This is a genomic window from Nocardia miyunensis NBRC 108239, from assembly GCF_001613065.1.
Classification (GTDB): domain Bacteria; phylum Actinomycetota; class Actinomycetes; order Mycobacteriales; family Mycobacteriaceae; genus Nocardia; species Nocardia miyunensis.
The window spans coordinates 1-14,847 of the sequence record NZ_BDBQ01000055.1; the positions used below are offsets into that span (position 1 = coordinate 1).

At 67.1% G+C, this 14,847-nt stretch carries 12 protein-coding genes; 5 read left to right on the forward strand and 7 right to left on the reverse strand.

Translation table 11 applies throughout. From position 1 onward, the window contains the following. Positions 1–111 precede the first annotated feature (111 nt). Positions 112–801 carry a response regulator gene (locus tag NM2_RS24190; protein ID WP_067673145.1) on the reverse strand — a complete coding sequence of 230 codons (690 nt, stop codon included), beginning with the start codon at positions 799–801 and terminating at the stop codon, positions 112–114. Further along, the gene (locus NM2_RS24195; RefSeq protein ID WP_084531504.1) at positions 798–2,426 is read right to left on the reverse strand and encodes an ATP-binding protein; all 1,629 of its coding nucleotides are present in this window, start codon (positions 2,424–2,426) and stop codon (positions 798–800) included. Before NM2_RS24195 ends, NM2_RS24190 begins: the two co-directional genes overlap by 4 nt. A gap of 167 nt (positions 2,427–2,593) precedes the next feature. On the opposite strand from NM2_RS24195, the gene NM2_RS24200 reads away from it, so the two are divergent. Genes NM2_RS24200 through NM2_RS24210 form a run of 3 tightly spaced genes read left to right on the forward strand, consistent with a single transcriptional unit; the run spans position 2,594 to position 5,464 of the window. After that, positions 2,594–3,451 carry an ABC transporter ATP-binding protein gene (locus NM2_RS24200; protein ID WP_067673146.1) on the forward strand — a complete coding sequence of 286 codons (858 nt, stop codon included), beginning with the start codon at positions 2,594–2,596 and terminating at the stop codon, positions 3,449–3,451. Beyond that, positions 3,448–4,368: an ABC transporter permease gene (locus NM2_RS24205; RefSeq protein WP_084531505.1), complete on the forward strand. Its 921-nt coding sequence runs from the start codon at positions 3,448–3,450 to the stop codon at positions 4,366–4,368. Before NM2_RS24200 ends, NM2_RS24205 begins: the two co-directional genes overlap by 4 nt. Before the next feature lie 46 nt (positions 4,369–4,414). Further along, a complete protein-coding gene (locus NM2_RS24210) occupies positions 4,415–5,464 on the forward strand; it encodes an ABC transporter substrate-binding protein (RefSeq protein WP_067673148.1) in 1,050 nt (349 codons plus the stop codon). Positions 5,465–5,770: 306 nt separating this feature from the next. On the opposite strand, the gene NM2_RS24215 is transcribed toward NM2_RS24210, so the two are convergent. The 4 genes from NM2_RS24215 to NM2_RS24230 all read right to left on the reverse strand — a co-directional run bounded on the left by NM2_RS24215 (position 5,771) and on the right by NM2_RS24230 (position 9,797). Further along, positions 5,771–6,388: a hypothetical protein gene (locus NM2_RS24215; RefSeq protein ID WP_067673150.1), complete on the reverse strand. Its 618-nt coding sequence runs from the start codon at positions 6,386–6,388 to the stop codon at positions 5,771–5,773. Positions 6,389–6,764: 376 nt separating this feature from the next. Beyond that, entirely contained in the window at positions 6,765–7,595 is an 831-nt protein-coding gene (locus NM2_RS24220) for a carbohydrate ABC transporter permease (protein ID WP_067673151.1), read from the reverse strand. A 1-nt stretch (position 7,596) separates the two neighbouring features. Continuing rightward, complete coding sequence (locus NM2_RS24225; protein WP_218025975.1) at positions 7,597–8,517, reverse strand: carbohydrate ABC transporter permease; 921 nt, start codon at positions 8,515–8,517, stop codon at positions 7,597–7,599. Beyond that, on the reverse strand, positions 8,514–9,797 hold the full coding sequence (locus NM2_RS24230) for an extracellular solute-binding protein (RefSeq protein ID WP_067673153.1): 1,284 nt from the start codon (positions 9,795–9,797) through the stop codon (positions 8,514–8,516). The genes NM2_RS24225 and NM2_RS24230 overlap by 4 nt, the downstream gene beginning before the upstream one ends. A 152-nt stretch (positions 9,798–9,949) precedes the next feature. On the opposite strand from NM2_RS24230, the gene NM2_RS24235 reads away from it, so the two are divergent. Both NM2_RS24235 and NM2_RS24240 read left to right on the forward strand, forming a co-directional pair. Continuing rightward, positions 9,950–10,996, forward strand: coding sequence for a LacI family DNA-binding transcriptional regulator (locus NM2_RS24235; protein ID WP_067673155.1), 1,047 nt, complete (start codon positions 9,950–9,952; stop codon positions 10,994–10,996). After that, complete coding sequence (locus NM2_RS24240; RefSeq protein WP_067673157.1) at positions 10,993–13,308, forward strand: glycoside hydrolase family 3 N-terminal domain-containing protein; 2,316 nt, start codon at positions 10,993–10,995, stop codon at positions 13,306–13,308. Before NM2_RS24235 ends, NM2_RS24240 begins: the two co-directional genes overlap by 4 nt. Positions 13,309–13,475: 167 nt before the next feature. Here NM2_RS24240 and NM2_RS24245 read toward each other — a convergent pair whose 3' ends face one another. After that, positions 13,476–14,846, reverse strand: a complete 1,371-nt coding sequence (locus tag NM2_RS24245; protein WP_067673159.1) for a GH1 family beta-glucosidase — start codon at positions 14,844–14,846, stop codon at positions 13,476–13,478. Position 14,847: the final 1 nt, after the last annotated feature.

A 14,847-nucleotide genomic window follows, 5' to 3' on the forward strand; every position in this document is an offset into this window, starting at 1 on the left:
GAATCTGATCACGATCGTCCGCACTCCGCGCTGTCCGGACGACCGGACGAGGGTGTCGTGAGTCTGGCACCAGGGCGGGTAATCGGAGCTAGCGATCCATAAGCCGCGAGTTCACTCCTTGGCACCGTGTTCGGCCCAGTGATAGAGGTGTTCGGGTCGCCCGGCTGCGCCGTAGCGCAGGGCGATGTTCACAGTTCCGTTGTCGTGCAGAAACTTCAGGTATCGGCGGGCGGCGGCTTGACTGAATCCGGCGGCGGTCGCCAACTCCGTGGCGGTGAGCCCGCGGGGGGCTCGGCGGAGCAGGGCGGAGACGTGGGTGAGGGTGGTCGCGGAGATCCCTTTCGGTAGCGAGTCCGCGCCGCTGCTGCGCAGTCGTCCGTAGAGCCGATCGATGTCGGTCTGCGCGGGTGTGCGCATGTGATCGAGTTGGGTGCGGGCGGCGGCGTAGCTGGCCAGCCGCTCTTGGAATATCCGGAAGGTGAACGGTTTCACCACATAGTGCACGACACCCAAATGCATTGCCGAGCGCAGGATCTCGACGTCCTTGGCGGAGGTGATGGCGATGACGTCGACAGCCGCGGTACGCGCTGCCCGGATTCGGCGCAGCACCTCGATGCCGCCCAGATCCGGCAGGTACATGTCCAGCAGCATCAGATCCGGCGTCAAAGTCGCGACCGCGCGCAGGGCGCCGGTGCCGGTGGTGGCCTCGCCGATCACCTGGAACCCGTCGACGCGCTCGGTGAATTGGCGGTGCACCGACACCGCCAAGGGGTCGTCATCGACGACGAGCGTGCGGATCATGATCGGTCCTGCGCTGTCGTGCTGGTGTATCGCAACGGGGTGACGACGGTGAACAGCGCCCCGCCGTCGTTGCGTACCTCGATGCGGCCGCCGCGGCGGTGTACCTCCCGGCTGACCAGCGCCAGCCCGAGGCCGCGGCGGCGGTCGGCGGCCCGGGCGGCCTTGGTGGTGTAGCCGTGCCGGAAGATCTCCTGCGACAACGATTCATCGATGCCTGGCCCGGAGTCGTGCACCCGGAACTCGAGCTCGGCGTCGCGGACGACGATGGTGACCTGGACCCGGCCTCCGGCGTGGGCGGATTCCAGCGCGTTGTCGATCAGGTTGCCCAGTACGGTCACCAAACCCTCGACGCCGTCGAGTTCGTCGTGCAGGGTGCCGGTGGTCGACACCGTCAGCTCGATCCCGCGTTCGGACGCAACCGCGGCCTTGCCGAGCAACAGCGCCGACAGTATCGGGTCACCGACGCCCTCGACCACGCGCGAGGCCAGTTGCTGGTGCACGAGCGAGGTGCGGTCGATGAAGTCCACCGCATCCTGATAACGGCCCAGCTCGATCAGTCCGCCGATGACGTGCAACCGGTTGGCGAACTCGTGTTCCTGGGCGCGCAGCGCGTCGGCCAGGGAGCGGGTGTCGTTCAATTCCCGCAGTAACTCGTCGAGTTCGGTGCGGTCACGCAGGGTGACCACGGCGCCGACGGGCCGCCCGCGCACCTCCACCGGCATGTGATTGACCACCAGGATGTGGTCGCCGACAAGGATGATCTCGTCCCGTCCGCTGACTCGTCCGGCCAGTACCTCCCGCACACGTCCGGCCGGCACGAGATCCGCCAAGAGTTCGCCGAGGGCGACCGCCCGATCGATACCGAGCAGCCGCTCGGCTTCGTCGTTGACCAGTGTGACCCGCTCCTCCAGGTCGAGGGTGATCAGTCCCTCGCGGGTGCTGTGCAGCATGGCTTCGCGCTGTTCGAGCATGGCGGTGATCTCCGCGGGCTCGAGGCCGTAGGTCTGGCGTTTGATTCGCCGGGCGACCAGCAGCGCGCCGATCACGGCGAGCACCAGCGCCAGTAACGGGGGGAGGAAACTCTGCACCAGCCGCGACCACAGGTTCCGGTGTACGTCCTGTACCCGGGTGCCGACCGATACCAGCCCGATCACCTGGCCGGTGGCGTCGCGGATCGGCGCCTTGGCACGCACCGACCGGCCCATGGACCCGTGCTGCACTCCGATGTAGGTGCCACCGGTCAGGACGGCGTCCGGGTTCTCGCCCGGGTCGTTGAGCAGTGATGTGCCGATCAACGCCGGATCGGGGTGCGAGTAGCGCACGCCGCGTCGGTCCGCTACGACGACGAAGGTGGCGCCGGTGGTGCGCCGGAAGGTTTCCGCGATCGGATCGATCACCCGCGCGGGATCCGATGCGGAAAGCCCTTGCGCCACAACGGGGTCCGCGGCAACCATGCGCGCGATGGTCAGCGAGTTCGTACCGGCGTCGCGGTCCAGCTCCTGACTTTCGTCGCGCAGCGAAAGATAGCCGTCGACGCCCGCGAACACGAACAGAATGCCGAGCAGCAGAACGAGTACCTGGGTCGAGATACGCCAGCCACGGCGCCGGCGTGTGAAGGGCGTCACTCCCGGGATCGTAATGCATGGTTCGCCGTCCGATCAGTGAGCTTTATGTGCAGAAATGCGCGTAAGTCGCACAAAGGGTGAACCGTCGCCGAAAAGGTCGACGTGACCTGGTTCACCCTCGATAGTCGAGCGGTATCACCAGCTCCACCAGTTCAGGAGACGATGCGATGCTCGCTCGAACCACCCAACCCCCACCGGCGACCTTTTCCGACGCCCGGATAGAACTGTCCGGGGTCACCCGACGATTCACCAGCCCGACCGGCGAGGCGTTCACCGCGCTGCACGATGTCGACCTGACCATCGAACCCGGTACGTTCTGCGCGATCGTCGGCCCCACCGGCTGCGGGAAATCGACCACCCTGGGCATGATCTCCGGGCTGGACCGGCCGACCGCGGGCGCGGCGCGGGTCGGCGGCACGCCTGTCTCGGGCATTACGCCGGGCACCAGTTTCATGTTCCAAGCCGATGCACTGCTGCCGTGGAAGAGTGTGCTCGCCAATGTCGGACTCGGGCCGATGTTCCGGCACCTGTCCAAACGGCAGGCCCACCAGCTTGCCCGGGATTGGATTCGCCGGGTAGGCCTGGCCGGTTTCGAGAACCACTACCCGCATCAGCTCTCCGGCGGTATGCGCAAGCGGGTGAGCCTGGCGGCGGCGTTGATCAACGAGCCGTCGATCCTGTTGATGGACGAACCGTTCGGCGCGCTGGACGTGCAGACCAAGGCGATCATGTCCAACGAGCTGCTGGCGCTGTGGGAACAGACCCGGCCCACGGTCGTTTTCATCACCCACGACCTGGAGGAGGCCATCGCGCTGGCCGATGTGGTCGTGGTGATGACAGCCCGCCCCGGCACGGTCAAGGCCCGCTACGAGATCGACCTGCCGCGGCCGCGCGGCGCGGTGCAGGAGATCCGGTTCGAGCCGCGCTTTCTCGAACTGCACCAACAGATTTGGCAGTCGCTACGCGAAGAGGTCGAACAGGCTTATGCACAGACCGCCGCACCGCAGGAAGGGCCACGACCATGACTCCGCGGGAACAAGCAGCTCGGGAACAGGCACAGCCCGAATCCGCGCTCGCCGCACTGCAGAGCGATATCCGTCATGTCACCAGCGAGATCGACCTCACCGTGGCGGCCCGCCGCAATGCGCGCAGGCGCGCGATCGAGGTGAATGCCACGCGGGTCGCGGTGTTCGTCGTGGTGGTCGGCGGCTGGCAGGTATTGACCGGCTGGAAGGTACTGGACCCCTTCTTCTTCGGGCGGCCCAGCGGCATCGTGTCCACCCTGATCGACTGGATCGAGCACGGCACCCAGTACGGCTCGGTGTGGGAGCAGATCTGGATCACGATGAAGGAGGCGCTGCTCGGCTTCGCCTACGGCGTCGCCGCCGGTATCGTCGCGGGCATCCTGCTCGGTCAGGTGCAGTTTCTCGCCGACGTCGCGGGTCCATATATCAAGGCGCTCAATGCGATGCCGCGCATCGTGCTCGGTTCGATCTTCGTGGTGTGGCTGGGGCTGGGCACCGCGTCGAAGGTGATGCTGGCCGCGGTTCTGGTGTTCTTCGTGGTGTTCTTCAACGCCTTCCAAGGGGTGCGCGAGGTCGATCACAATCTGCTCGCCAACGTCCGGGTACTGGGCGCATCGCGCTGGCACATCGTCCGGCACGTGGTCTTGCCCTCGGCGCTGACCTGGATCACCGCCAGCCTGCACGTCGCCTTCGGCTTCTCGGTGATCGGCGCGATCGTCGGCGAATTCCTCGGCTCGCAAAAGGGATTGGGGCTGGTGATCTCCACCGCGCAGAACAACTTCAACCCCAACGGGGTGTTCGCGGCCATGATCATCATCGGCATCATCGCGCTGACCGCGGAATTCCTCATCACCCGAGTGGAGAACCGGCTGCTGGCCTGGCGACCCGCCACACCAGCCGCATCCGCCGGCATCTGACCGTGACTTCTACTGATTCCCAACGCTTTTCATCGAAGGAACACCCATGAAAACCGCACTCCGTGTGCTCGGGGCCGCCGCTGCGGCCGGCCTCGCCGTCACCCTCACCGCCTGCGGCGGCAGCAGCAACAACAGCAACGGCCTGCCGACGGTCACCATGATGGTCGGCGGCATCGACAAACAGATCTATCTGCCCTACCAACTCGCCGAAGGGCTGGGCCTGTACAAGAAGTTCGGGGTCGACATGCAGTTGAGCACCGAACAGCAAGGCGGCGTCGGCGCCGAGGACGCCTTGGCCTCGGGGCAGGTCGACATGGCCGGAGCCTGGTACGTGCATACCATCAACTTCCAACAGGCCGGCAAGAACATCATCTCGGTGGCCCAACTCAGCGGCGCGCCGGGCGAACGAGTGATGTGCGCCAAAGACTCCGCAGTGTACACTCCCGCCGACTTCAAGGGCAAAACCATCGGCGTCACCGACCTTGGCTCGGGCACCGACGATCTGACCCTCGGCCTGGCCGCGCACGCCGGTCTGCCGACGAAGGACTTCAGCCGGCTCGGCGTGGGTGCGGGCTCCACCCTCGTATCGGCGTTGCAGCAGAACCGGATTCAGTGCGCGATGACCACCGAGCCGACCGTGACCGCGCTACAGCACAAGGGCGTCGCTACCCCCGCCGTCGACGTCGCGACCACTGCTGGCGCGAAACAGTGGTTCGGCGGCGTCTATCCCGGCGCCGCGGTACTGGCTCAATCGAGCTGGATCGACACGCACAAGAAACAGACCCAGGCGGTGGTCAACGCCCTCGTGGGCGCGATGCACTACATCGCCACACACAGCGCCACCGATATCGCCGATCACCTTCCGCCACAGTTCGTTTCCAACGGCCTGATCACCAAGACGGACTACATCGCGGCCCTGCAACGAGACAAGGACCAGTTCCTGCCCGATGGCATGATGCCCGCCGGCGCACCCCAGACCGCCCTGGCCGTCGACAAGGACGCCGGCCACGTGACGAAGGACATCGACCTGTCCAAGACCTACACCGACGCCTACGTGATCGAAGCGAACAAAACCCCGGGCGTCACCGGCAATTGACGGCAACCGGCACCACTCGGCAACAGCTGGTGTCAACCGACCCTGCCGCTCGATCCGGCAGATGAGGGGCGGCCGGCGGACCTTGGAGGTCCGCCGGCCGCGGTGCGTCGTCCCTTCGAACATGATCGGCTTCCCTGTCGGTGCCCGAACCGGTCCCGGTCTCGATAGCGGCCCCACCGCCCGGAGCAGATCTCTTCGCGATTGTGGGCCTCGCCGGCAACGGGGTCGGCCACTGGGACTTCGCCCGTGTGGTCGTGGTCCCGGATCTCGGCAGAGCCGATATCCGCCGGCCCTGCCGGATCCGGATCACGCGAGTTCGGGTACGCGCAGGTGTGCGAGAGCCAACTCGAACTCACCGGTGTCGATCACCACTGCGTCGTATCGCCGACTGGCATCGGCCCGCAGCGAAGCAGCAGCGCCCCGGGCACGAATCATCGCGCGTGCACTGTCGTATGCGGCACACGAGACCGCACGCCCGGACGAGCGGTTGATCATCAGGCTCGCACTGCAGAATCCCTCGAGAGTTTCCATGTCCGCCAGGAATTGGGACCGATACGCCTCGACTACCGCATCCAGCCGTGCCGGCGCGGTCTCCGCCCAGGCAACGCGCACACACGCACCGCGGCGCGAGTGGTGCTCGCGGTGCAGGACGGCGATCTCCCATTCCGCTATCCGCACGCCGCCGAACATCTCGGCGGCGCGATCGCGAATCGAGCGAACCTGATCCGCGCTGGAGTGCATCGCCTCCGCCGACTCCCACGCGCTGGTGGCGATGCACCGACCATGTTGGCGATCGACCAGCAAAGACAGACCGACACAGCCTGTGATGCCCTCCAATGCTGGCAACACCTGGTCGCGCACGTACGCGATCCCGACGTCGATCGCGGAGGGTTGCGCCAGAATCGTGGTGGAACGCGCGTACACGATCCACCCCCTTCCCGCTCGAGGGCCGCGCCGCGCGGTCGCACCACCGGCGCCCCTTCACCTTGCTCCTCCACAGGCCTACAGGCAATAGTCGGCAACCCGTATCCGCGCGTCAGGCAGATTCGCTGTTGCAATACGAGCCTGCCGCGATTACTCGACCAGGAACGGGATGGCCGGTTGGAAGGTCACCTCGGTGTGGGCGCCCTGATCGTCCGCCATTCCCGAGCCCATCCGGCGTTCCGGCGAGCAGTCGGCCCCTAATGCGTCACACGGTCATCGCCGCCACAACCACTTGACCACGCGCCTGCTGCGGCTGGTCGGCAACGGCGCGAACCCCCGGGCTCGAGCCGCCATCCGCGGGTAGGTCGGGGTCCGCTTACCTGCCGAATCCGGCAGTGAGCCCGGCAACCAGATAGCGGCGACCGAGGATGTACAGGGCGAGGACGGGCAGCGTGGACAGCACGACGGCGGCCAGTACCGCGGGGATGTTCACCCGGAATTGTCCCTGGAATGCCCACAGCGCCATGGGCAGGACCCGCTGATTCGAGCTCTGCGTGAGGATCAGCGGGAACAGGAAGCCGTTCCAGACGGTGAGCCCGTCGTACACCGCCACGGTCAGCACGGCCGGGCGGACCAGTGGCAGGACCAGGCTCCACAGGATTCGCCAGTGTCCGGCGCCGTCGACGCGCATCGATTCGAACAGCTCGTTCGGCACGTCGCGCAGGAAGTTGGCCAGGATCACCACCGTCAGCGGGATCGCGAACGCCACCGACGGCAGGATCACCGCGAGTAGCGTGTCGTACAGGTGGATCCGGGTGATCAGGTAATAGATCGGAATGATCGTGGCCTGCAACGGTATTGCCAGCCCCAGCAGGAACGCCCGATAGGTGAACCCGGCGAATCGGGTCCGGCTGCGCACCACGAAATACGCCGCCATCAGCGATACCGCGACCGTGATGACCACCGTGCCGATCGTGACCATCGCGCTGTTGCCGAGGTAGCGCGGAAAGTCGTTGCGCAGCACCAGCATATAGTTGTTCAGGGTCGGATGGGTGGGCACGGACAGGGGATTGGCGTCGTAGAATCCGCGCTGCTCGCGCAGGCTGGTCACGACGATGTAGTACACCGGAACCAGCACGATCGCCAGCCAGGCGAGGCCGGCCAGACCGCCGGGAATGTTGCTGTCCCGCAGTGTCTTCGGAGCCATGTCACGCACCGTCCAGCTGGCTGCCGCGCGAGAACCGGGCCAGCCGGGCCAGGCTCAGCGACAGGACCAGGCCCGCGACCACGAGCAGCACCGCCACGGTGCTCGCGCGTCCCATGTCGTTGTTGGAGAAGCCCTGCAGGTACATGTCCAGCGCCAGGATCCGGGTCCCGTTGCCCGGTCCGCCGCCGGTGAGCACGAACACCAGGTCGAAGTAGGTCAGCGAACCCACCAGCATCAGCGTGGACGAGGTGAGGATCGTATAGCGCAGCTGTGGCAGCGTGATGTGGGCGAACTGCCGCACCCGCCCGGCGCCGTCGAGCCGCGCGGCCTCGTACAGCTGCGCCGGGATCTGCCGCACGCCAGCCTGATACAGCAGCGTGTGGAACGGTACGAACTGCCAGCCGATCACGAAGATCACCACATAGAGCGCCAGCTGCGGATCGCCGAGCCAGTCCTGGGACAGCATGCCCAGCCCGAACGCGCGGCTCATGCCGAAATTCGGATCGAGCAGCGCCTTGAAGGCGATCGCGATCGCCGCCGAGGACAGCAGCAGCGGAACGAAATACATCACACCGAGCAGCGACCGGTACCAGCCGCGGCCCGCGATCAACACACCGAGCAGCAGCGAGATCGGCGTCTGGAACAGCCAACCGAGCACCATCACCTGCACCGACAACCAGATCGCATGGTACGTCACCGGATCATGCAGTGCGGTAGTCCAATTCGTCAGCCCCGTCCAGCCGGGTGCGGCGACGCCGTCCCATCGCAGCAGGCTCAGCGCGACCACCCCGGCCATCGGCAGCAGAGCGAACACGGTGAAGAACGCCAGCGCGGGCACGGCCATGAGCGGGTGGGGGCCGGTCCGTGCCGGTCCCCGGCCGGGTACCCGAGTACGCGGGGTGGCCATCAGCGTCTCCGTCACTTGCCGATGGTGGCATTCATGGTGGTGGAGAACTGTTCCGGCGTAATCTGCCGGCCGAACAGCTGATCCAGCGCGGTGAGCAGCGCATCTGCCTGCCCCGGCGAAATCGCCTGGTCCCAGGACAATTGGAAGCTGGGTGCGTGGCGCGCCAGGCCGTACACGAACGAAAGATACTGCGGGTCCTGAGCTTTGGCCACCTTTGCCTCGATGCCCGTGACCGGGGGCACCGAGCCGCCGGCGAGCAGGTTCTCGACGTAGGCCTCGTTCATGTCACCATCGCGCAGATACTTGACCGCCGCCTGCTGCTGGGCCTTGCTCGCCGTGGCCGACACCGACCAGAAGTTCGCCGGGTTGCCGACCACGTCGGCGGGGTCGCCCTTGCCACCGGGAACCGCCGGAAATGTCGTATACCCCAGCTTGGTCGCGGCGAAATCCGGATCGGCCTGTTTGATCGTCGGGAAGGCCCAGGAGCCCATCAGATACATCGCGGCCTTGCCGGTGTAGAGCAGCGCGGTGTCGGCATTGGAGTCGGTGGCGATGGAATCGAAGCCCTTGACGAATCCGCCCGCGTTCACGAGTTGCTGGATCATCCGGTTCGCCTGCAGCACAGCCGGATCGGACCAGGCGCCGGGCTTCTGGGCCGCGATCGCATCGAATACCCCGGGCCCGCCGATGCGGTCGACGAGGTACTCCTCCCACATCAGCTGCGGCCACTTGCTCTGCCCGCCCAGTGACAGCGGGGCGATCCCGGCCTGGTTGAACCGCGGCACCAGGGCCATCAATTCGTCCCAGGTTGTGGGCGGTTGTGCGCCGATCCGGTCGAACAACTCCTTGTCGTAGAACAGCATGACCGGCTGCATGCTGTTGTTCGGTACGGCATAGGTTTTGCCGTCGATGGTGCCGGTCTTGGCTACCGAGGGCAGGAACCGGCCGGTCAAGGCCGGATCCTGCTGTACCAGCGGGGTGAGGTCCATGATCTTGCCCGCATTCACCCAGGACTTCAGCGTGCCGGCCGCGCCCCAGCTGAAAATGAGCGTCGGCGCCTGACCGGACCCGACGGCGGAGCGGATCTTCTGTTTGTAGGCGTCGTTGCCGAAGAACTGGCCGTTGATTCCCTGGCTGCTGAACGAACTGCGGAACACCTGCTCGTCGCCGCCGGTGAGGGCCCAGGCGCTGGGGCGTCCGGAGGCCGGGCCCGCGGTGCCGCAGGCCGCGACGAGGGTGAGCAGAGCGGTTGCGGCGGTCGCACGCAGGACGGTGCGTCGAGTGAGCAGCGCCATGATGTCACTTCCCCATTGAAGATTCGAAAACTTTCGAAAGTAAATAGCTCGATGGACGGAAGATAGGCCGCGCACCGGAGCCGGTCAAGGGCTGTTTATTCGAGAAAGCTCGGCGTAAAGTGTGTCGAAAATTTGCGATTTGGAGGTAGTTGGTGGGCGACGTGCCGAGCAGGCAGGTGACATTGGCGACGGTGGCCGACATCGCCGGGGTATCGCTCGCGACGGTGTCGAAGGTCGTCAACGGTCGCGCGGACGTCGCGAATACCACCCGGGCCCGGGTCGAGGGGGTGTTGCAGGAGTCCGGCTATGTACCGCAGCGCGGGCGGCGCGTGGCCGAGCCCGCCCGCACCATCGACGCGGTATTCGACTGTCTCGACAGCCCCTACGAGCTCGAGGTCATTCGCGGCGTCACCGAGGCCGCGGCCGAGATGGCGGTCGATGTCGTCGTGGGCCGGGCGCGCGACGCGGACCGGGGCGGCCCCTTGACGCCGCAGGACCAGTGGGCCCAGCGGCTCAAGAGCAACGGTCGCGCCGGGTTGATCGTGGTCACCTCGGAGCTGACGTTGGCGCAGGTCGAGGCCTTCGCTCGGGCGGGGTTGTCACTGGTCGTCATCGACCCGCTGAACTCCCCGCGCACCGAGGTCACCAGCGTGGGCGCGACCAACTGGACCGGCGGCGTCACCGCGGCCGAGCATCTGCTGGGCCTGGGGCACCGCCGGATCGGATTCGTCGGCGGGCCAACGCAATCCGTGCCCGGGCAGGCGCGCCTGCACGGTTATCGCGCCGCGCTGGAGGGCGCCGGCGTCGCCTACGATCCGGAGCTCGTGCTGCATGGCGGCGCATTCGACTATCCCGCGGGCGTCGAGATGGGCGGGCGGCTGCTGGGTCTGGCCGACCCGCCGACGGCCGTTTTCGGCGCCAGCGACAAGACCGCGCTGGGTGTCATCGAAGCCGCTCGCCGCCGCGGGCTGCGAGTGCCCGAGGACCTGAGTGTCGTCGGGTTCGACGACACGGTGCTCGCGCGCCTGGCAACCCCCGCGCTGACCGTGATCCGCCAGCCACTGCAGGATATGGGCCGGGTCGCCGTGCGCACGCTGCTCAAGCTGATCGATCGTGAACCACTGGATTCCCATCATGTCGAACTCGCGACGCAGCTGGTCGTGCGCGACTCGACCGCAGCTGTACAAGGACGTCGATGAATGAGCCTGCGAATGACCAACGGGTACGGCTCTGGCACGACAGCTCCCTGTCGCCCGGGGAGCGCGCGCGGGCGCTGCTGGCGGAGATGACGCTGCCGGAGAAGCTGGCCCAGCTGGGCAGCGCCTGGCCGGGCAGCGCTGAGATCAGCGGCGACGTCGCGCCGATGCAGGACGTCTTCGCCGATGGATCGTCTCGGTCCGATGGCGCATCCGAACACGGAATTGGCCATCTGACAAGAGTTTTCGGCACCGGTCCGGTCAGTGCCGCCGCGGGGGTGGACCGCCTGCTCGCGCTGCAACGCGAGATCGTCGAGCGGACCCGGCTGGGTATCCCGGCGTTGGTGCACGAGGAGTGCCTGACCGGGTTCACCACCCTCGGCGCCACCGTATATCCGACCGCGCTGGCCTGGGCCGCCACCTTCGATCCCGCGCTGGTGGAGCGGATGTCGCGGGCGATCGGGGCGGATATGCGTGCGGTGGGCGTACATCAGGGACTGGCGCCGGTACTGGACGTCGTGCGGGACTACCGGTGGGGGCGCGTCGAAGAGACCCTCGGTGAAGATCCCTATCTGGCAGGCATTCTCGGCGCTGCCTATGTGCGGGGGCTGCAGGACTCGGGAGTGGTGGCGACGCTGAAGCATTTCGCCGGATACTCCGCGTCCCGCGCCGCGCGTAACCATGCGCCCGTATCGATCGGCCCGCGCGAGCTGCGCGATGTCATCCTTCCGCCCTTCGAGATGGCGGTCCGCGAGGGCGGGGCAGGGTCGGTGATGAACGCCTATGTCGACCTGGATGGTGTTCCGGCGGCGGCGAATACGGCGCTGCTCACCGGAATCCTGCGGCAGGAGTGGGGTTTCGAGGGTGTGGTGGTGTCGGACTACTGGGCCATCGCCTTCCTCGAGACGATGCACCGGGTGGCCGACGGCACCGGCGCGGCGGGCGCGCTCGCGCTGCGCGCGGGTATCGATGTCGAGTTGCCGCAGACCCTGTGCTACGGCGACGAATTGCTGAAAATGGTTCAGGAGGGGGAGGTATCCGAAGAACTGGTGGATCGCTCGGTGCTTCGGCTGCTGCGGCAGAAGGCCGAACAGGGTTTGCTGGATGCGGGGTGGACGCCGCGCGCCGAGCCGGTCGATCTCGACTCGCCGGGGAACCGGGCGATCGCCCGGGATATCGCCGAGCGGTCGGTGGTGTTGCTGGCCAACGATGGCGCGCTACCGCTGGCCGCATCGGCATCGACCATAGCGGTGGTGGGACCGTGCGCGGACGATCCGCTCGCGCTCATGGGCTGTTATTCCTTTCCGAATCATGTGCTGCCGCGCTATCCCGGCCTGGGAATCGGTGTCGCCGCATCATCTTTCGCCGAGGCGCTGCGAAACGAGCTGCCGGGCGCGACGATCGCGGTTCACCCCGGTTGCCCGATCAGCGAGGTCGACCGCTCCGGTTTCGGCGCGGCTGTCGCCGCCGCGCGGGAATCCGATGTGTGCATCGCGGTCGTCGGCGACCGGGCCGGAATGTTCGGCCACGGCACCTCCGGTGAGGGATGTGACGCCGAGGACCTGAATCTGCCCGGCGTGCAGGGGGAACTGGTGCAGGCGCTGCTCGCCACCGCCACACCCGTTGTGCTCGTGGTGATCTCGGGGCGCCCGTATGCGCTGGGCCGGTACACCGGGTCGGCCGCGATGATCCAGGCGTTCATGCCCGGCGAGGAGGGCGGCGGCGCGATCGCCGGGGTCGTGTCGGGGCGGATCACCCCGTCCGGACGTCTGCCGGTGCAGATTCCGCGATCGCCCGGATCGGTGACCACATATCTGCAGCCGCCGCTCGGCGGGAACAGCGCGGGCATCAGCAATCTCGATCCGGCCCCGCTGTTCCCGTTCGGCCACGGCATCTCTTATACGGCATTCGCCTATTCGGAGGCGGCGCTGAGTGACTCCGCGATCCCGACGGACGGCACGGTCGAGGTCTCGGTGAGAGTGCGCAACACTGGTGACCGCGCCGGAGCGGAGACCGTGCAGCTCTACCTGCACCACACCCGAGCTCAGGTCACCAGGCCCGTACGCGAGCTCGCCGGATTCACCCGGGTGGCGCTCGCGCCCGGGGACAGTGCGCGGGTGAGCTTCACCCTGCACGCGGACCGCACCGGATTCACCGGTATAGATATGCACCGCATCGTCGAGCCGGGCACCATCGAGATCTTTGTCGGGCGCTCGGCCACCGACCTGCCCTGCACCGTGTCCGTCGAGCTCACCGGCCCGCGTCGGATTATCGGCCACGACCGGATCCTGGTCACACCGGTCCGGATCGACTGAGCTGCGGTGGATTCGCCCGGGACGCACCGGTTCCCGAAGTCGTCGGAGCAATACCGTCCCGTCATCCCGGCACGGTCGGCCGGGATCTGGCGGAACCAGGATCTGGTCCGGGACCGGACGTGCGGGTGCCGGGGCCCCTCACGCTCCGGCACCCCCGTGCGGGCCGTTCACGGCACGGCGTGCTCGGCGATCACCCGCGAATACCACTGGGCGCTGGCTTTCGGTGTGCGAACCTGGGTTTCGTAGTCAACGTGAACGATGCCGAACCGCTTGGCGTATCCCTCGGCCCATTCGAAGTTGTCCAGCAGTGACCAGTAGAAGAACCCGCGCAGGTCCACCCCCGCCGCCAGCGCCGTGTGCGCGGCACGAAGATGGCTGTTCAGGAAGGTGATCCGGGCATCGTCGGCGATCGAGCCGTCGGCGGCGATCCGATCCTCGTAGGCCGCACCGCATTCGGTGATGTAGAGCGGCATGCCGGGATAGTCGCGATGCAGCCGCAACAGCAGCTCGGTCAGCCCTTCGGGCACCACGTCCCAGCCGCATGCGGTGCGTGGCAGGCCGCGGTCGGGGAACCGGACGTGCTCGGCACTCACCCACGGCGTGTGTACCGGCTCCGTCCCGTCGGGTCTCGCGGTGACGAAATAGTCACGGTAGTAATTGAATCCCAGGTAGTCGATCGGGGCGCCGATGAGTTTCGCATCGTCGGCACCGATCAGCTCGGGCAGACCGAACGGCGCCAGGTCGGCCAGCATGTCCTCCGGATACGCCCCGCGCAGTAGTGGATCGAGGAAGATCCGGTTCTGCAGCCCGTCGATGCGGCGGGCCGCGTCCAGGTCTGCCGGGTCGGTGGGATCGGCCACTCGCACCGGATAAAGGTTGAGCGTCAATCCGGCCTGCGCGTCCGGCACCAACTCACGAATCACCCGCAGCCCCAAGCCATGTGCCAGTAACAGATGATGGGTGGCCGCCACCGCGGCCGCCGGTTCGGTGCGCCCGGGGGCGTGCGTGCCCTGGGCGTAGCCCATGAACGCCGAGCACCACGGTTCGTTGAGGGTGCCCCAGTGCCGTACCCGGTCGCCGAGTGCGCCGGTCACCGCCTCGGTGTAGTCGGCGAAGCGCTGCGCGGTATCCCGATTCGCCCAGCCGCCACGTTCCTCCAGTGCCTGCGGCAGATCCCAGTGATAGAGCGTGATCCACGGATCGATCCCGGCCGCCAGCAGCGCGTCGACAAGCCGGTCGTAGAAAGCCAGCCCGGCCGGGTTCACCGCCCCGCCGTCGGGCCGCACCCGCGGCCATGCGACCGAGAACCGGTAGGCGTTCAAGCCCAGTTCGACCATGAGCCCGACATCGTCGTGCATCCGCCGGAAGTGGTCGGCTCCGGGTTCACCGGTATCGCCGCCCGCGATGGCACCGGGCCTGCGGCAGAACGCATCCCAGATCGAGTCGGTCCGCCCGTCGGCCGTCGTCGACCCCTCGATCTGAAAGGCGGCGGTCGCCGCCCCCCACACGAAACCGGGAGGGAAAAGGAGCTGGGTCACG